This is a genomic window from Pseudomonas sp. IPO3747 (assembly GCF_013385245.1).
Classification (GTDB): Bacteria; Pseudomonadota; Gammaproteobacteria; order Pseudomonadales; family Pseudomonadaceae; genus Aquipseudomonas; species Aquipseudomonas edaphica.
The window spans coordinates 216,679-234,090 of the sequence record NZ_JACAQL010000009.1 but is presented as its reverse complement, the minus strand read 5'-3'; the positions used below and the strand labels follow the sequence as shown (position 1 = coordinate 234,090).

The 17,412-nt window shown below is 61.0% G+C and carries 15 protein-coding genes and 1 tRNA gene; 12 read left to right on the top strand and 4 right to left on the bottom strand.

Annotated features, from left to right (window positions below):
• Positions 1–33: 33 nt before the first annotated feature.
• Positions 34–1,695 carry an OFA family MFS transporter gene (locus HX790_RS14285; protein WP_099549501.1) on the bottom strand — a complete coding sequence of 554 codons (1,662 nt, stop codon included), beginning with the start codon at positions 1,693–1,695 and terminating at the stop codon, positions 34–36.
• 326 nt (positions 1,696–2,021) lie between these two features.
• Between HX790_RS14285 and HX790_RS14280 the strand changes: the two genes are divergently transcribed.
• From HX790_RS14280 to HX790_RS14260, 5 genes are all read left to right on the top strand, one after another.
• Entirely contained in the window at positions 2,022–4,238 is a 2,217-nt protein-coding gene (locus tag HX790_RS14280) for an AsmA family protein (RefSeq protein ID WP_176991711.1), read from the top strand.
• Complete coding sequence (mutY, locus tag HX790_RS14275) at positions 4,235–5,302, top strand: A/G-specific adenine glycosylase (protein ID WP_176991710.1); 1,068 nt, start codon at positions 4,235–4,237, stop codon at positions 5,300–5,302. The genes HX790_RS14280 and mutY overlap by 4 nt, the downstream gene beginning before the upstream one ends.
• On the top strand, positions 5,299–5,571 hold the full coding sequence (locus HX790_RS14270; RefSeq protein ID WP_017138649.1) for an oxidative damage protection protein: 273 nt from the start codon (positions 5,299–5,301) through the stop codon (positions 5,569–5,571). Before mutY ends, HX790_RS14270 begins: the two co-directional genes overlap by 4 nt.
• A gap of 103 nt (positions 5,572–5,674) precedes the next feature.
• Positions 5,675–5,750, top strand: a tRNA-Phe gene (locus HX790_RS14265).
• Positions 5,751–5,916: 166 nt separating this feature from the next.
• Positions 5,917–6,591 carry a hypothetical protein gene (locus tag HX790_RS14260; RefSeq protein ID WP_176991709.1) on the top strand — a complete coding sequence of 225 codons (675 nt, stop codon included), beginning with the start codon at positions 5,917–5,919 and terminating at the stop codon, positions 6,589–6,591.
• 8 nt (positions 6,592–6,599) lie between these two features.
• Here HX790_RS14260 and HX790_RS14255 read toward each other — a convergent pair whose 3' ends face one another.
• The gene (locus HX790_RS14255) at positions 6,600–8,207 is read right to left on the bottom strand and encodes a glycosyltransferase family 39 protein (protein ID WP_176991708.1); all 1,608 of its coding nucleotides are present in this window, start codon (positions 8,205–8,207) and stop codon (positions 6,600–6,602) included.
• Positions 8,208–8,295: 88 nt separating this feature from the next.
• Positions 8,296–9,261: an arsenic resistance protein gene (locus tag HX790_RS14250; protein ID WP_176991707.1), complete on the bottom strand. Its 966-nt coding sequence runs from the start codon at positions 9,259–9,261 to the stop codon at positions 8,296–8,298.
• A 171-nt stretch (positions 9,262–9,432) separates the two neighbouring features.
• Here HX790_RS14250 and HX790_RS14245 point away from each other — a divergent pair, with 171 nt between their 5' ends.
• Both HX790_RS14245 and HX790_RS14240 read left to right on the top strand, forming a co-directional pair.
• The gene (locus HX790_RS14245) at positions 9,433–10,341 is read left to right on the top strand and encodes an alpha/beta fold hydrolase (RefSeq protein WP_176991706.1); all 909 of its coding nucleotides are present in this window, start codon (positions 9,433–9,435) and stop codon (positions 10,339–10,341) included.
• 72 nt (positions 10,342–10,413) lie between these two features.
• The gene (locus tag HX790_RS14240) at positions 10,414–10,827 is read left to right on the top strand and encodes a hypothetical protein (RefSeq protein ID WP_017138654.1); all 414 of its coding nucleotides are present in this window, start codon (positions 10,414–10,416) and stop codon (positions 10,825–10,827) included.
• A 282-nt stretch (positions 10,828–11,109) separates the two neighbouring features.
• Here the strand turns inward: HX790_RS14240 and gabP are convergent, their stop codons facing one another.
• Positions 11,110–12,501 (bottom strand): GABA permease, encoded by a 1,392-nt coding sequence (gene gabP, locus HX790_RS14235; protein ID WP_017138655.1) that lies wholly within the window; start codon positions 12,499–12,501, stop codon positions 11,110–11,112.
• A gap of 554 nt (positions 12,502–13,055) precedes the next feature.
• Between gabP and HX790_RS14230 the strand changes: the two genes are divergently transcribed.
• From HX790_RS14230 to HX790_RS14210, 5 genes are all read left to right on the top strand, one after another.
• Entirely contained in the window at positions 13,056–13,829 is a 774-nt protein-coding gene (locus tag HX790_RS14230; protein ID WP_169986642.1) for an ABC transporter ATP-binding protein, read from the top strand.
• A gap of 13 nt (positions 13,830–13,842) precedes the next feature.
• A complete protein-coding gene (locus HX790_RS14225) occupies positions 13,843–14,595 on the top strand; it encodes an ABC transporter substrate-binding protein (protein ID WP_017138657.1) in 753 nt (250 codons plus the stop codon).
• A gap of 77 nt (positions 14,596–14,672) precedes the next feature.
• Positions 14,673–15,368: an ABC transporter permease gene (locus HX790_RS14220; protein WP_017138658.1), complete on the top strand. Its 696-nt coding sequence runs from the start codon at positions 14,673–14,675 to the stop codon at positions 15,366–15,368.
• 38 nt (positions 15,369–15,406) lie between these two features.
• Positions 15,407–16,096 (top strand): ABC transporter permease, encoded by a 690-nt coding sequence (locus tag HX790_RS14215; protein WP_026013808.1) that lies wholly within the window; start codon positions 15,407–15,409, stop codon positions 16,094–16,096.
• Complete coding sequence (locus tag HX790_RS14210) at positions 16,077–17,264, top strand: methyltransferase (RefSeq protein WP_176991705.1); 1,188 nt, start codon at positions 16,077–16,079, stop codon at positions 17,262–17,264. Before HX790_RS14215 ends, HX790_RS14210 begins: the two co-directional genes overlap by 20 nt.
• The last annotated feature ends 148 nt before the right edge of the window (positions 17,265–17,412 follow it).

Here is a 17,412-nt window from a genome sequence, read left to right as displayed (position 1 = left end):
TGTGGGAGCCGCGCTCGCCCGACTACAGCGGCATCAGTGGAACAACACCGCCGTCTTCTGCAGGGTCACCCACACACCCCACGCCAACGGAATACCTACCACCAGCCAGGCGGCAACAGCCATCGGCACAGTACCAGGGGCCGCTTTCCACTCCAGCGAAGTGCTGGCATCGGCGCCTTTGTCATGGCCCAGCGCCTGTTCGGCAGCCAGTTCAGCGTCGGTCATGAAGTACTTGTCGGCCACCGGGCGCACCAGCAGGTTGCAGAGGAAACCCAGCACCAGCAGGCCTGCAAGGATGTACAAGGTGATGTCGTAAGCCGCAGCGCGCGGAACGCCGATGCTCAGTTGGTATTCGCGAAGGTAGTTCACCAACACCGGGCCCAGCACGCCAGCCGCCGCCCATGCGGTCAACAGGCGACCGTGGATCGCGCCGACCATTTGGGTGCCGAACAGGTCGGCCAGGTACGCAGGCACAGTCGCAAAACCGCCGCCGTACATCGACAGGATGATGCAGAACGCCGCCACAAACAGCGCCACGTTGCCCAGGTGCCCCAGGTTCGGGATCAACGCGTACAGGGCAAAGCCCAGGGCGAAGAACACGAAGTAGGTGTTTTTACGGCCCAGGTAGTCGGAGAACGACGCCCAGAAGAACCGGCCACCGATGTTGAACAGGCTCAACAGACCAGTGAAACCCGCAGCGATGGCCGCAATAGAGGCCAACTGGCCCGCGTCCAGCTGGCCGAACGGCACATCCACACCCAGCAACTTGCCACCGAACACTTCCTGCAGCAGCGGCGAAGCCATGCCGAGGATGCCGATACCGGCGGACACGTTCAGGCACAGCACCAGCCATACCAGACGGAATTGCGGGGTTTTCCACGCCACGTTCACGTGCACGTGACGGTGGGTGATCATCGCGTTGCTGGCTTTTTTCGCCGGCGCGGTCCAGCCCTCAGGCTTCCAGCCGGTCGGCGGAACGCGGTAGGACAGTGCGCCACCGATCATGAACACGAAATAAATCACGGCCATGACTACAAAGCTCTGCCACACGCCCACGCTGGTTGGCGAGGCGAAGTGGCCCATCAGCGCTGCGGCCAACGGTGCACCCACCATTGCGCCACCGCCGAAGCCCATGATCGCCATGCCAGTGGCCATGCCGCGCTTGTCCGGGAACCACTTGATAAGCGTCGATACAGGCGAGATATAACCCAGGCCCAGGCCAATACCACCGATCACACCGGAGCCGATCCACATCAGCCAGATCTGGTGGGTATAAATCCCCAGCGCCGAGATCAACAGGCCGCCGCACCAGCACAACGCCGATACAACGCCCGCCTTACGTGGCCCGGCATGTTCCAGCCAGCCGCCCCAGATGGCTGCCGAGCAACCCAGGAAGATGAAGAACAGGGTGTAGATCCAGCCCAGCATGGAGATGGGCCAGTCGCACTGGGACGAGAAGACTTGCGCGATAAAGCTCATGTCCGGCGCGCAGGCGACCGGCGCGGTGATACCCAGAGCCTTGGACAGAGGCAGCCAAAACACCGAGAACCCGTAGGCCATGCCGATGCAGAGGTGGATGGCCAGGGCGGCCGGCGGAACCAGCCAGCGGTTGAAGCCGGGCTTGGCGATAATGCGCTCCTTGGACAGGAACGCGGGCTGCGCGGCAGTACTACCGGCCGCAGTGCTAGTGCTCATTGGTGTTTCCCCCAGTTATTAGTATGTGTCCGTCAGGCGCTCTCTCCCTCGACCTTGCACGCAGAGCGTTGGCCGTTGTTGTTGAGTAAAGCTCCTTTTAAGCGCGACGCTGTGTCGCAGACGACAGACGAACCCGCGAAGATTAGCACCAGTGGATGACAGAAAAACCAAACTGACATCACCTTTTTCACTCAACCTGATCTGCCTGACGGCAAAATCCTATTTTGCCGTCCCTGGATACAATGTAACGATGCGTGAACTGACGCAGGCCTTCGGGCGTTATACTCTGCGGCTAAATTTTGAAATCGACATACAAGGACTCGCCCATGAAAGCGTTCGGCAAAATCCTGGGTCTGGTACTCCTCGGGCTGTTGCTGATCATTGTGGCCCTGGGCTTTGCCCTGACCCACCTCTTCGATCCCAACGACTACAAAGACGAGATTCGCCAGATTGCCCGCGACAAGGCCCACATCGAGCTGACGCTCAATGGCGATATTGGCTGGAGCCTGTTCCCCTGGCTGGGCCTTGAGTTGCACGAAGCCAGCGTGGCAACCCTGACCACCCCGACCCAACCGTTCGCCGACTTGCAAATGCTCGGCCTGTCGGTGCGCGTGCTGCCACTGCTGCGCCGCGAAGTGCAGATGAGCGATGTGCGTGTCGAAGGCCTCAACCTGCGCCTTAACCGTGACAAGCAAGGCCACGGCAACTGGGAAGACATCGGCAAGAATGTGCCCGACGCGGCCGAAATCGCCAGCGCCCCTGCCCCAGCGCAAGCCCCCGCCGAACCCGAACCGGAAAAGCCACCCAAGCCGATCCGCCTGGACATCGACAGCTTGACCATCAACAACGCCCGCGTTGAATACAACGATGAACAGACCGGCAAACAGTTCAGTGCCGAAAGCATCCAGTTGAGCGCCGGCGCCGTGCACGAAGGCGCGAGTATTCCACTCAAACTCACTGCATTCCTGGGCAGCAACCAGCCGCTGATGCGCGTCAAAACCGAACTGAACGGCAACCTGCGCATCCAGCGTGCCCTGCAGCGCTACCAGTTCGAAGACATGAAACTCAGCGGCGAAGCCACCGGCGAGCCGCTGCAAGGCAAGACCGTGACCTTCTCCACCCAGGGCCAATTGCTGGTGGACCTGGCGGCCAACATCGCCGAGTGGACCAACCTCAAGCTCTCCGCCAACCAACTGCGCGCCTTGGGCGAACTGAAGGTCAATGACCTGAACAAATCCCCGCAAGTCAGCGGCGCGTTGTCGATTGCCCAGTTTGACCTGGCCAAGTTCCTCGACAGCATCGGCCACCCGCTGCCGCCCATGGCTGACGGCAGCCTGAGCAAGGTCGAGCTGGTCAGCCGCCTCAAGGGCACCCCGACCAGCGTGGCGCTGGAAGACCTGAACCTGAAACTCGACGGCAGCACCTTCACCGGTCGCATCGCCGTGGATGACTTCGCCAAGCAAGCCTTGCGCGTGCAGCTCAAGGGCGACACCTTCAACGCCGACAACTACTTGCCGGCCAAGTCCGAATCGGCCAAAGGCGCAACCGCTGCCCGCCAGGCTGAAGTACAGAACAGCGAAGCCGGCGCCATGGCCGCCGGTGGCACCACACCACTGCCGGAAGCCCCGACCAAAGGCGCGTGGAGCACCGACAAGCTGCTGCCACTGACCCGCCTGCGCACCCTGGACGTCAACGCCGACCTGGCTTTTGGGCAACTGACCCTGAGCAAGCTGCCGATCCAGAATGCAGCGCTCAAAGCCTCCGGCGCCGATGGCCAGCTCAAGCTCGACACCTTGAGCGGCGGCCTCTACAACGGCACCTTCCAGGCCAACGGCACACTCGATGTGCGCCAGGACATCCCGCTGCTGGCGCTGCAAACCCACATCAAGCAAGTACCGGTTGAACGCATCCTGCAAGCCCAGGGGCAAAACCCGCCGGTCAAAGGCCAGGTTACTCTCGACAGCAACCTAACCGGCCGTGGCAACAGCCAAAAAGCGCTGATCGACAGCCTTAACGGTACCGCCAGCTTTGTGATCAATAACGGCGCGCTGCTCAACGCCAACATTGAACAGCAGCTGTGTACCGGTATTGCCTTGCTCAACCGCAAGACCCTGAGCACCACGCCGCAGGGCAAGGACACGCCGTTCCAGGAACTGCGCGGCACGCTTAACTTCCGTAACGGGGTGGCGAGCAACCCGGACCTCAAAGTGCGCATCCCGGGCCTGGCGGTCAACGGCAACGGTGACGTCGACCTGCGCGTGCTGGGCATGGACTACCGCGTTGGCATCATCGTCGAAGGCGACCAGCGCGACGTGCCGGACCCGGCCTGCCAGGTCGGCGCCAACTTCCAGAACATCGAAGTGCCGCTGCGCTGCCGTGGCCCGCTGGAGCTGGGCGCCAAGGCCTGCCGCCTGGACAAGGACGGCTTGACCCAAGTCGCCATCAAAGCCGCCGGCAACAAGCTCAGCGACAAAATCGAAGAGAAGCTCGACAAGGTTAATCCACAGCTTAAAGACGCCCTTAAAGGCCTGTTCAAACGATGAGAAACGAGCAGTTTTCACAGGCGGTGCTGGATTGGTACGACCGCCACGGTCGCCATGACCTGCCCTGGCAACAGGGCATCACGCCTTACCGGGTGTGGGTCTCGGAAATCATGTTGCAACAGACCCAGGTGAGCACCGTGCTCAATTACTTCGACCGGTTCATGGCTTCCTTGCCGACGGTTGAAGCCCTGGCCGCCGCGCCGGAAGATGAAGTGCTGCACCTGTGGACCGGCCTGGGTTACTACACCCGCGCACGCAACCTGCAGAAGACCGCCAAGATTGTCGTTGCTGAATACGGCGGCGAATTTCCCAAGGATGTTGAAAAACTCACTGCGCTGCCTGGCATTGGCCTGTCCACTGCCGGCGCCATCGCCAGTTTGAGCATGGGCCTGCGCGCGCCGATCCTAGACGGCAACGTCAAACGCGTGCTGGCGCGTTTTACTGCGCAAGAGGGCTACCCCGGCGAACCCAAGGTCGCGAAGCAGCTCTGGGCCACCGCTGAGCGCTTTACGCCCCACGATCGCGTCAACGCCTACACCCAGGCAATGATGGACATGGGCGCCACCCTCTGCACGCGCAGCAAGCCAAGCTGCCTGCTGTGCCCGCTGGAAAAAGGCTGCGAAGCCCACATGCTCGGCCTGGAAACACGCTACCCGATCCCCAAGCCACGCAAGACCATCCCGCAAAAGCGCACGCTGATGCCACTGCTGGCCAACGCCGAGGGCGCGATCCTGCTTTACCGTCGCCCGTCCACGGGCCTGTGGGGCGGCTTGTGGAGCTTGCCGGAACTCGATGACCTGCAAGACCTGGAACACCTCGCCAACCAGCACGCGCTGGCACTGGGCGAGCAACAGGCGCTGCCGGGGCTGATCCACACCTTCAGCCACTTCCAGCTGGCCATCGAGCCCTGGCTGGTGCAGGTCGAGGAATCCGCCCATCACGTGGCCGAGGCCGACTGGCTCTGGTATAACCTCGCCACCCCGCCGCGCCTGGGCCTTGCCGCCCCGGTGAAAAAACTGCTGAAGCGCGCGGCCGACGTATTGAACGCAGGAGTTTCGTCATGACCCGCACCGTAATGTGCCGCAAGTACAAAGAAGAACTGCCAGGCCTGGAACGCCCTCCGTATCCAGGTGCCAAGGGCCAGGACATTTTCGAGCATATCTCTGCCCAAGCCTGGGGTGACTGGCTGAAACACCAGACCCTGCTGATCAACGAAAAACGCCTGAACATGATGAACGGCGAAGATCGCAAATACCTGGCGGGCGAAATGGACAAGTTCTTTTCCGGCGAGGATTACGCCAAGGCCGACGGTTACGTGCCGCCTGCTCAATAATTGATCAAAAACCGGGGTCGGCACGTAAGCGACGGTAATAATTAAATATTTTTTGAAAACTTGCTTGACGACCCCCTGAAAAACCCGTTTAATGCGCCCCGTTGCCCAGATAGCTCAGTCGGTAGAGCAGGGGATTGAAAATCCCCGTGTCGGCGGTTCGATTCCGTCTCTGGGCACCACTAATACCGAAAAACCCCAAGCGAAGATGATTCCTTGGGGTTTTTTATTGCCTGCGATTTGATGGCCGCGGGCCAATGCCCCGCCCGATTCACACCCGAGGGTTATTTATCCCGCTGCTCGATCGTTTAGCTGTTACTGAATTTTCTGTTGCAAGGTAGTTATTTGATGAACCGGTACTTGATCTGCGCGCTGTTGCTGCTGACGGCGTTGCTCAGTGGCTGCGCCACACAAATGGATGTCTCGATCAACGCAACCCCCGATCCGGACTATCACTTTGATCGACAGGCGCTGGTGCTGGTGACCACATCAGTGGGCGGCAGCGCGCAAAACACGCTCAATGCCCGCTATTACCTGCGGGACATGGTCAGCGCCATGAAGGACCAGGGCTTTCGCGAGGTGTACACCGATGCCAGCCTGCCCAAGAACCATGGGCCAATCAAAATGACCATCATCCTGGACGTCGACAGCAAGCAGGTCACTTACCGCTATACCGCCACCGATTACGGCCAGGTGCCCACCAGCACCACCACCGAGTGCAAGAAGAACAAAAAGAAAGCCGACCAGCTGACCTGCACCAGCAAGCCGAACACCACCTACGGCCCGGTGGGCACCTCGGAGCGCACCGGCTACACCACGCTCACTACCTTCACCGCCACCGCGCGTGACGAAGCAAGCCGGCGCGCGGTGTACGTGTTGCGGGTGATGTCCTACAACGAAGACTGCCAGGCCACCAAGATCGAAGCGTTCCTGGTCGAACAGGGCCTGCAGAACCTCAACTTCCAGGACCGCGTGCAGCGCAACTACACCGTGACGATGCCCGAGGGCTACCAGTGCAAGTAGGCGCCTGCCTACTGCAGTAGAAACACCATCAGCGGGTTGTCGTTAAGCCGCCCTTCGAAGTTTGGCGCCTGCTGCTCCATCGGCGTGCCCTTGAGCAGTGCTGCTTCTTTGCGCGGCACCAGCACCCAGGATGGACGCGGCAGGGTGGCGAGCTTCTCAGGCTCGTTACCGGCGACGAACAGCGGTTGCTCATCGTACGTCAGGTTCATCATGTAGCGGATAGCCCAGGTGTCGCGGCCAAGGTCGACAAACACCAATGGCCCCGGCTGCGTCGCACGTAATGCCTCTACCTGGCTGACAAACTTGCGGGTGTCGTATTGCAGGTCCTTGGCCGGGTCGATCACCACCACCAGCAGCAACCATTGCGCCGCCAAGGCGATCACACTGAGCCACACCAGGCGCAACGGGCGACGCCAGGCAATCAGCGCCGCCACTTGCAGCACCACCCACACGCCAATCAACGGCAGCAGCGACACGTCGGGCCAGTAACCGTGCTTCTGCCAGGTGTGCCGGCAGATAAACAACACCACCACGCACAACGCCGGTAGCGCCACGACAAGCCATTCGTAGCAGCGGCGCACGCCGACGAACCAGTTTTGCGCCTGGAGCAGCCCATAGGCAGCGACAGCGGCAAACATCGGCACCATCGGCAGAATGTAGTAAGCGCGCTTGAAGTGCGGCACCGACAGCCCGAGCAGGATCATCAGGCCACAGGCCGCCAGCCGCACCACCATTTGCACGTCTTCGTTGACCCAGCGCTCAGACCAGCGATGCCGCAGCGCGATCATCGCCGCCAACGCCAACGGCACCACCGGGAAATAGCGATACAAACTCAGCTTGAAGTAGAAGTAGAACGGCTCGCCGGACTCGTCGAGGCGCCCACTGACCTGCATCCTGAACACATCGTCGGCAAAGGCCTCGCCACCGCTGAAACGCGCCAGCTTCATCAACGCCCACCAGCAGGCCCCGAGCAACGCCAGCCCCACAAAACCATGGATCAGCACTTGCTTGACCCGCTCGCCCGGCTTGCCCAACGCCCAGTAAACGCACACCACGCCGCAGACTTCGATAAGCCCCAAAGGCCCACGAATCGCGAAGGCCAGCACAAACAACGGGAACACCGCCAACTGTCGAAGCCGTGACCCGAGACGCTCGCCCGTGTGCAGCAGGTAGAAGCCGCCTACGCATAAGAGCGCGACCATCAGGTCCAGGCAGACCGAGCGCGACTTATCGAGCAATTGGGTGGTAAGCAGCGTCAGCAGCACCGTCAGCAATGCCCAAGGCCGACTGAACGGCACCAGCAGGCGATAGATCAGGGTGATCACGCCCGCCGCAGCAAGGGCCGTCGGCAGTACGTTGGCCAGGTGGTTCGGCGCGCCGAACAGGCGGGCAAACACAAAGCTGAAGAAAGTCGCAGTGCCGGGATAGTCCGGGTACGGCTGGCCGTAGGTGGTAGGAAAAAGACTCGCGCCATGGCGAAACATTTCCTGCATGAACAACGCCCAGCGCCCGTCAAAGCCTTGGGGTTGCTCGTCCCAGATACCCAAGGTAAACAGCAATAAAGCGATCAGAAACAGGCCCAGAGACTCCAGGCGATAACGGCTGCGGTGGTCCATCGAATGTCCTTTCAGGTGGGGTACGCCGACTCCATGGTGCCGACTCCACCCCTGAATAACGCCTGAACAAATCCGAGTATTTATGGACTTATCGACCGGCGCGCCACACCAGCGCGGGAATCAGCCGGATGTAGAGTAGCTCGCCCACCAGCTCAAGCAGGGTTTGGAGGATCACCGCCGTTGCGGCCAGCCCGCGCACGTCTTCAGGCAGGGCCAACGCCAGTGGCAGCACCACCAATGAGTTGCGCGTCGAAGCACTGAAGGTCACCGCCCGCGCGGCAACAGCAGGCAACGCAAACAACCGCGCAGCCAGCGCGCCTATCAGCGGCGCCAGCAACAGGAAGCCGAGGTACACCGGGATCACCGGCAACAACAACGCAATATCGCGCACCACCGAAGTGATCTGCGAGCCGATCACCACAAACAGCACCAGCGCCATCGCCGGCACCGGCAGCCAGGCCCAGGCGTTGCTCCAACGCTTGATAATGCTTGAGCGCCGCGCCAGGGAGGTGGTCAGCACCGCCAGGACCATCGGCAGCACAATCAGCAACAGGAACGCCTCGACAAACGGTCCCACCGCCACCACCACGGCGGACTGCCCGCCCAGCATGAAGCTCAGGTACACCGGCAGCAGCACCAATTGCAGCAACAACAACACCGGCGTCGCCGCCAGCATCAGCCGCGAGTCACCCTTGCCGATATGGGTAAACACCACCACATAGTCGATACACGGCGTGAGCAACACCAGCAGCGCGCCCACCAGCAACGCCGGGCGTTCCACCAGGCCTCGGGTCAACGCCCACACCAGCAAGGGCACCAGAATGAAATTGGCCAGCAGCAATGCGCAGATAAAGCGTTTATTGCCCAGGCCCTGGCGCAGGTCCAGAAACGGAATTTGCAGGAACATGGCGTACATCAGCACTGCGATGGCAGGTGTGACCAGCACGCCAAGACCTTGGGCTGACAAAGGGGCGAACACGCCAAATGCGACCGCCAGGAGCACGGCGACGAAGTAGATCGGGATTTGGTTGTGTTCGAGGGTGTCACGGGTCATGGGCTGACTCTGGTTGATCAATTGATCGCAAGCCTAAGCACCGGGAGCGCCGAGGTCGAGCATCGCGACATTTCCTGCGCCCATCACGCGCCAAATTTGTTAGTTTCGGCTTCTTATAAAAGCGCGCGGTCCTCAAGCCCAGACCAAAAAGCGCAAGTATCGAGCCGAACCATGAACCTGCCCACCCGCCCTGCCCCACAAACATTCTGCGAGCCCGCTGCCGACGGCTACCCAATCGGCGGCTTCACCTGGCGCCACCCGTGCACCGACTTCGAACGCCCGGTCGTCATCATCAACGCCGCCACCTCGGTCCGCTGCCGCCACTATTCACGCTTTGCCGACTACCTGTTTGCCAACGGCTTCGACGTGATCACCTACGACTACCGTGGCATCGGCGAATCCCGCAGCGGCGCGTTGCGAGGCTTCAAGGCATCCTGGTCGGATTGGGGCGTGCTGGATTTCGAGGCGATGCTGCAGCGCGCACAGCGGGAGTTTCCGGGGCAGCCGATTGATGTGGTCGGCCACAGTTTCGGCGGGTGCGCGACAGGGCTCGGTGCTTGCGGCGCAGTGATTCGGCGCATCGTCACGGTCGGCGCGCAGTTTGCGTACTGGCGCGATTACGCGGCGAGCGGGCGCTGGCGCATGTTTGCCAAGTGGCATGTGGTGATGCCGCTGGTGACGGCCCTGTGCGGCTACTTCCCCGGCAAGCGCATGGGCTGGCTGGAGGACACGCCGGCAGGCGTGGTGCGCGACTGGAGCATGCCGACACCGCGCTATGAAACGCGCCCCAGCGGGCGTGGCCTGAGCGAGCTGCCCTTTGCCCGAGTGAAGGCGCAGTTGCTGGCCATCAGCATCACCGACGACCCTTTTGGGACTGTGGCGGCTATTGAGCGACTGCTGGGCTATTTTGAAAACAGCGCGCGCACTCACCTGCGAATCGCGCCCGATGACATCGGCGAAAAAGCCGTCGGGCATTTCGCTTTCTTTCGCAGTGAATATCAGGACCGGTTGTGGCCGATTGCGCTGGGATGGCTGCAGAAAGGCGAATTGGCGCCCGGCACACCCGGCGTGCGTGTCTAGATTTCCTTGGGATTTCCCCCAACCTGCGCTTCAATACCCCACCCCGATTAAGAACCCAAGGACGTTGAGCCCATGGCCTCGCCGAACAAGCAGCAAAAACGTGCCCACCGGGCCAAGGCCAAGGCCAAGCAAAACCGCACCCAGCGCGCCGTCGCGACCAAGCCGGATGCGTTCGCTGGCGACGACAGCCGCATTGACCTTGAGTCGGTGGATTTGACCGAATTGTTTGTCGAGATGCGCGCAGCCGGCGAGAGCAGCCAGCAGGCGTTGTGTGCGGCATTCCTGGCGCACCCACTGTTGGCCGTGGTGCTGGAGCAGGAAGGCGAAGAAGACGCGACAGATTTTATCCTGGCGGCGCTGATCGAGTATCGCCAGTGGGCGACGGACACCGAGGATGAAGCAGCGGCGCTGGCGTGGATTGAATCCCCGCAGTTTCAGGCCGATTACGTGGCGGCATCCCAGGCGCTGGCCAACTCCCAGGACTGATACACAACACAATGTGGGAGCGGGCTTGCCCGCGATGGCGGTGTGTCAGGCGAGGAATTTATCGACTGCCAGCCCGTCATCGCGGGCAAGCCCGGCTCCCACAGGGTTCAGTGTTTCTAGCTGATACTGCGGACTGACACAAAACAACTGTGGGAGCGGGCTTGCTCGCGAAGGCGGCGTGTCAGCCGAAGAATTTATCGCCTGCCAGCCCGTCATCGCGGGCAAGCCCGGCTCCCACACTTTTTTTGAACTGCGGCGCACTGCGCACCGCAGTTCATCACATCAATTGAGCACCGCAGCGCCTACCTTCTGCGCCTTGCGACGGCTCGCCACGAACAGCCCCGCCAGCACCACCAACAAGCTCAGAATGCCGGTTGCGATGATCTCGACGCGGTGGGCTTCCTGGAACAGCATGATGGTCAACGTACCGACGATGAACACCATCACCGCGTAGGTCAGGCCCGGGAACAGCCACATCTTGAAGACAATTTTCTCGCCAGCAGCGGTACGCTTCTGGCGCATGCGCAGTTGCGATACGGCGATCACCAGGTACACCAGCAACGCGATAGCGCCGGAGCTGGCCAGCAGGAATTCGAACACTGCAGCCGGCGCCACGTAGTTGGCGAATACCGCCAGGAACGCAGCACCGGTCGACAGCAACACCGCCCAGTAAGGCGTGCCGCTTTTGTTGGTGCGCTTGGCCACGGCCGGTGCATCACCGCGACGGCCCAGGGAGAACAGCATGCGCGAGGCGGTGTACAGCGCCGAGTTGAGGCAGCTGGTCACGGCAACCAATACCACCAGGTCGACGATCAGCTTGGCATTCGGGATGCCCATGCGTTCCAGCACGGTCTGGTAGGAACCTACCGCCGCCAGGGTCGGATCGTTCCATGGCACCAGGGACACCACGATGAAGATCGACAGCAGGTAGAACAAACCAATCCGCCAGATCACCGAGTTGGTGGCCTTGGTGATTTGCTGGCCAGGGTTCTTCGATTCGGCCGCTGCAATGGTGACGATCTCGGTCCCCATGAACGAGAACATGGTGGTCAGGATCGCCGCCAATACCGCGCCCATGCCATTAGGCATGAAGCCCTGGGTGTCGAACAGGTGCGAAACACCGCTGACCTGGCTGGTCGGCAGGAAGCCGAAGATCGCCGCGAGGCCAAGGATCACAAAGGCTACGATCGCCACGACTTTGATCAGCGCAAACCAGAACTCAAACTCGCCGTAGTTCTTCACGCTGAACAGGTTGGTGGCCGTGAGCAGCAAGGTGATGATCAGGGTAAACGCCCAGATCGCCACATCGGGAAACCAGGCATGCAGGATGGTCGCGGCGGCGTTGGCTTCCAGTGGAATCACCAGCACCCAGAACCACCAGTACAACCAGCCGATGGTGAAACCGGCCCAGTGACCGATCGCACGGTCGGCATAGGTGGAGAACGAACCGGTGTCCGGGGAGGCCACGGCCATTTCGGCGAGCATGCGCATCACCAACACCACCAGCGTGCCCGCAGCGGCGTAAGCCAGCAGCACGGCGGGGCCGGCGGCAGCAATCGCGTGGCCGGAGCCGACAAACAAACCGGCACCAATAACGCCGGCAATCGACAGCATGGTGACGTGACGCGGTTTGAGCCCCTGTTCGAGGTCATTGGAGCTTTGCGTACTACTCATTGACACACCTTTGCGAGGAATTGCGAAAACGGTCCGCCCGGCCTGCGATCCTTCTCGTGAAAAGAAACCAACGGGGCGTTCTTTATTTTTTACGCAAGATTTGCGCCAAAATATTACAAAGCCACGATTGACGCGGGCTGTAGGACAATTCATTAGCTCACGCAAGTCGTTGAGAACTATGGCATTCCGCTATAGCGTTACCGTGCGACCCAACTGCGACACGAAAATACGCACCAAAAACACACACAAAAAGTACGTGACGCTCCATAAAAGGGCTGATAAGGACCGTTTGCCCGGTTAACCCTTCCAACACCCGGCCAAAGCTGGCACCATCGCGCCCTTTTTTACGCGAAGCCTGTGGATTTATCGGGTTCAGACGTCTGTAGGTTGTTGATAGCGCGACACGCTGCTGTGCCGATGCGACACCTTGCCGCAGACCACCCGTTAACCGTCCGCAGCGCTGTTGGCTGCCATCCGAACGCTATGCTAGCTTGGCGCCTCGCCAGGAAGGCGGCCCAACAGCAAGAATGCACTGAACACAATGAGGACCGCACATGGCTGAGGCCGCGCCCGCGCTTGAAATCCGCAACTTGCATAAACGCTATGGTGAGCTGGAGGTACTCAAAGGTATCTCGCTGACCGCCCGCGACGGCGACGTGATCTCGATCCTGGGTTCCTCCGGTTCCGGCAAGTCCACCTTTTTGCGTTGCATCAACCTGCTGGAAAACCCGCATCAGGGCCAGATCCTGGTGGCCGGTGAAGAGCTCAAGCTAAAAGCCGCGAAAAACGGCGAGCTGATGGCCGCCGACGGCAAACAGATCAACCGCCTGCGCAGCGAAATCGGTTTTGTGTTTCAAAACTTTAACCTGTGGCCGCACATGAGCATCCTCGACAACATCATCGAGGCGCCCCGCCGTGTGCTCGGCCAGAGCAAGGCCGAAGCGATAGAAGTGGCCGAAGCCCTGCTGGCCAAGGTCGGCATCAGCGACAAGCGCCACGCCTACCCTGCGCAACTGTCCGGCGGCCAGCAACAACGCGCGGCCATAGCGCGCACCCTGGCCATGCAGCCCAAGGTCATCCTGTTCGACGAGCCGACATCGGCGCTTGACCCGGAAATGGTCCAGGAAGTACTTAATGTGATCCGCGCGCTGGCCGAAGAAGGCCGCACCATGCTGCTGGTCACTCATGAAATGGGCTTTGCCCGTCAGGTTTCCAGTGAAGTGGTGTTCCTGCACCAGGGCCTGGTCGAAGAGCAAGGATCGCCACTGCAGGTGTTTGAAAACCCGCTTTCGGCGCGCTGCAAACAATTCATGTCCAGCAACCGCTAACGGAGCAACATGCATGCAGAACTATAAAAAATTCCTTCTGGCCGCGGCCGTTTCGATGGCGTTCAGCGCCACGGCCATGGCAGAAACCTTGAAAATGGGGATCGAAGCGGCCTACCCGCCCTTCAACAATAAAGACGCCAGCGGCAACGTCGTGGGCTTTGACAAAGACATCGGCGACGCCCTGTGCGCCAAGATGAAAGTCGAAAAATGCGAAGTGTATGTGTCTGATTGGGACGGCATCATCCCGGCCCTGAACGCGAAGAAGTTCGACTTCCTGGTGTCTTCGCTGTCGATCACCGATGAGCGCAAGCAAGCCGTCGACTTCACCGACCCGTACTACTCCAACAAGCTGCAATTCATCGCACCTAAAGCCACAGCCGACTTCAAGACCGACGCCGGTTACCTGAAAGGCAAGATCATCGGTGCACAGCGCGCAACGCTGGCCGGTACTTACCTGGAAGACAAGCTGCCGGACACCACCGCCAAGCTCTACGACACCCAGGAAAACGCCTACCTCGACCTGACTTCCGGCCGTTTGGACGGGATTCTCGCCGACAAGTACGTGCAGTACGAATGGCTCAAGAGCAAAGACGGTTCGGCCTATGAGTTCAAAGGCGACCCGGTGGTAGAAAGCGACAAGATCGGTATCGCCGTACGCAAGGGCGACCCGCTGCGCGAGCGCCTGAACAAAGCCCTGGCAGAGATCAAGGCAGACGGCACCTACAAGAAGATCAACGACAAGTACTTCCCGTTCAGCATCGAATGATCTGAATGGCCTGACCGGCGCGCTTCTATAAGTAGCGCGCCGGCTTTCAGCAATGCCTGCCGCGATATGAAAACACCATGAATTTCGATCTCTACGGATTCGGCCCGGCGCTTGCCGCTGGCGCGCTGATGACCGTCAAACTGGCGCTCACGGCCCTGTGCCTGGGGCTGGTGCTCGGCCTTGCCGGCGCCTTGGCCAAGACTTCACCGTACAAGCCGTTGCAATGGCTGGGCGGTGCTTACTCGACCATCGTTCGTGGCATTCCCGAGCTGTTGTGGGTGCTGCTGATTTACTTCGGCACCGTCAACCTGATGCGTGCCCTGGGCGAGTTTTTCGGTAACCCCGACCTTTCTCTCAGTGCCTTTGCCGCCGGGGTTATCGCCCTGGGCCTGTGCTTTGGCGCCTACGCCACGGAAGTGTTCCGTGGCGCGATTCTCGCCATTCCCAAAGGCCACCGCGAAGCCGGTGTGGCGCTGGGCCTGTCGAAGGTGCGGATTTTCACCCGCTTGATCATGCCGCAGATGTGGCGCATCGCCCTGCCGGGCCTGGGCAACCTGTTCATGATCCTGATGAAAGACACCGCGCTGGTGTCGGTGATCGGCCTTGAAGAAATCATGCGTCACGCACAAATCGGCGTGACCGTGACCAAGCAGCCGTTCACCTTCTTTATGGTGGCAGCCTTCATGTACCTGGGCCTCACCGTGCTGGCCATGACGGGCATGTACTTCCTGGAAAAACGCGCCGCCCGCGGCTTTGCAAGGAGCACCCAATGAGCGGTGACTACAGCTGGCTATCGCACTTCGACCTGGGCCTGAACTGGGCCGTGATCATCAAGTGGCTGCCCAAACTGGCCCAAGGCGCAACCCTGACCCTGGAACTGGTGGCCATCGCCGTGATCGCCGGCCTGCTGCTGGCGATTCCGCTGGGTATCGCGCGTTCCTCGCGCCGCTGGTACGTGAGCGCCCTGCCCTACGCCTATATTTTCTTCTTCCGTGGCACGCCGCTGCTGGTGCAGTTGTTCCTGGTCTATTACGGCCTGGCGCAGTTCGATGCCGTGCGTGAGAGCTTCATGTGGCCGTACCTGCGCGATCCGTTCTGGTGCGCCACGGCCACCATGACCTTGCACACCGCCGCCTATATCGCCGAGATCCTGCGCGGCGCTATCCAGGCCATCCCGCCGGGTGAGATCGAAGCGGCGCGCGCCCTGGGCATGTCCAAACCCAAGACGCTGTTCTACATCATCCTGCCGCGTGCCTCGCGCATTGGCCTGCCGGCGTACAGCAACGAAGTGATCCTGATGCTCAAGGCCAGCGCCCTGGCCAGCACCGTCACCCTGCTGGAACTGACCGGCATGGCGCGCACCATCATCGCCCGCACCTACCTGCCGGTGGAGATCTTCTTCGCCGCCGGGCTGTTCTACCTGCTGATGGCCTACATCCTGGTGCGGGGCTTCAAACTGCTCGAACGCTGGCTGCGCGTCGATGCTTGCCAGGGACGTTGAGGCTCGCTTTGCGGCGCTGGATGCGTTTCTAATCGAGCACCAAGGGCTGTGGCGACCACGGCCCTTTACGCACCTGCACTTACCCTGGGAACACCAGCACCCCGAGCTGGCCCAATGGCTGCGCCAGCGCTCGCTGGCCGATGCCGAAGCCAGTCACAACCACCCCTATGACCTGCCGGCGCCTGCGCCATTTCCACAGCTGGCTTTTCAGGCAGCGCAGCTTAGCGCTGTGGATAAGTTACCCGCACACAGGCTGGAGCCTGCCCGCCATCGCCTGAACGTGGATGTGCCAGGGCGTAAATGGCAGCAAATTGAAGCGTTCGGCGCCGCGCTGAAGTTTGCCGCAACCCCCAAGCATTGGCTGGACTGGTGCGCCGGTAAAGGCCACCTCGGCCGGCGCTTGCTGCAACCTGGCCAACAGCTGACCTGCCTCGAGTACGACCCGGCGCTGATCGCCTCGGGCCAGGCCTTGAGCGACCATCACGGCCTGGCCATCACCCATCGCCTGCAAGACGTGATGGCCGATGTGGCGATCAGTGCCGAGCACACGCCCGTCGCCTTACACGCCTGCGGCGATCTGCATGTGCGACTGTTGCACGTGGCCAGCGCGACGGGCTGCAAGCAGCTCGCGCTGGCACCTTGCTGCTATAACCGCATCGGCGCCGAGCGCTATCAGGCCTTGTCGACCGCCGGGCGCGCCTCGTTACTACAGCTTTCGGTCGATGACCTGGGGTTACCGCTGAGCGAAACCGTCACCGCCGGTAATCGCGTTCGCCAGCAACGGGACACGTCCATGGCCCGGCGCCTGGGTTTCGATCAGTTGCAACGCCAGCTGCGTGGCTGCGATGATTACCTGCCCACGCCTTCCCTGCCTGCCAGTTGGCTGGACAAACCCTTCGCTGACTACTGCCGGGAACTGGCGCGTCTCAAGGATTTATCCACAGGTGAACAGGATTGGGTGGCGCTGGAGGCACACGGCTGGCGGCGCTTGGCCGAGGTGCGCAACCTGGAGTTGGTCAGAGGATTGTTTCGGCGGCCGCTGGAACTGTGGCTGGTCTTGGATCGCGCGCTGTTCTTGAAAGACCAGGGCTACAAGGTTGAGATAGGCACCTTCTGCGAACCTACGCTAACGCCGCGCAACTTGATGGTGCTGGCAGAGCGCGATTAAAGGGCGAAACTTCCTACACGCGCCCTGTGGATAACTCTGTTGATGAATTCTTTACAGAGGCCGTAGCCATCAGCGCTACAGACCAAAACCCACCCTGGTCATTTTTTGTTCACAAAATAAAACGCACACAAAACAGGCAGTTGCAGCG

Excerpts from the sequence above, each read along its gene's own strand:
- HX790_RS14250 (WP_176991707.1), bottom strand. The coding sequence starts at position 9,261 with ATGACCCGTGACACCCTCGAACACAACCAAATCCCGATCTACTTCGTC.
- HX790_RS14255 (WP_176991708.1), bottom strand. The coding sequence starts at position 8,207 with ATGGACCACCGCAGCCGTTATCGCCTGGAGTCTCTGGGCCTGTTTCTG.
- HX790_RS14230 (WP_169986642.1), top strand. The coding sequence starts at position 13,056 with ATGGCTGAGGCCGCGCCCGCGCTTGAAATCCGCAACTTGCATAAACGC.
- HX790_RS14280 (WP_176991711.1), top strand. The coding sequence starts at position 2,022 with ATGAAAGCGTTCGGCAAAATCCTGGGTCTGGTACTCCTCGGGCTGTTG.
- HX790_RS14220 (WP_017138658.1), top strand. The coding sequence starts at position 14,673 with ATGAATTTCGATCTCTACGGATTCGGCCCGGCGCTTGCCGCTGGCGCG.
- HX790_RS14245 (WP_176991706.1), top strand. The coding sequence starts at position 9,433 with ATGAACCTGCCCACCCGCCCTGCCCCACAAACATTCTGCGAGCCCGCT.
- HX790_RS14270 (WP_017138649.1), top strand. The coding sequence starts at position 5,299 with ATGACCCGCACCGTAATGTGCCGCAAGTACAAAGAAGAACTGCCAGGC.
- HX790_RS14260 (WP_176991709.1), top strand. The coding sequence starts at position 5,917 with ATGAACCGGTACTTGATCTGCGCGCTGTTGCTGCTGACGGCGTTGCTC.
- HX790_RS14210 (WP_176991705.1), top strand. The coding sequence starts at position 16,077 with ATGCTTGCCAGGGACGTTGAGGCTCGCTTTGCGGCGCTGGATGCGTTT.
- HX790_RS14225 (WP_017138657.1), top strand. The coding sequence starts at position 13,843 with ATGCAGAACTATAAAAAATTCCTTCTGGCCGCGGCCGTTTCGATGGCG.
- mutY (WP_176991710.1), top strand. The coding sequence starts at position 4,235 with ATGAGAAACGAGCAGTTTTCACAGGCGGTGCTGGATTGGTACGACCGC.
- HX790_RS14240 (WP_017138654.1), top strand. The coding sequence starts at position 10,414 with ATGGCCTCGCCGAACAAGCAGCAAAAACGTGCCCACCGGGCCAAGGCC.
- gabP (WP_017138655.1), bottom strand. The coding sequence starts at position 12,501 with ATGAGTAGTACGCAAAGCTCCAATGACCTCGAACAGGGGCTCAAACCG.
- HX790_RS14285 (WP_099549501.1), bottom strand. The coding sequence starts at position 1,695 with ATGAGCACTAGCACTGCGGCCGGTAGTACTGCCGCGCAGCCCGCGTTC.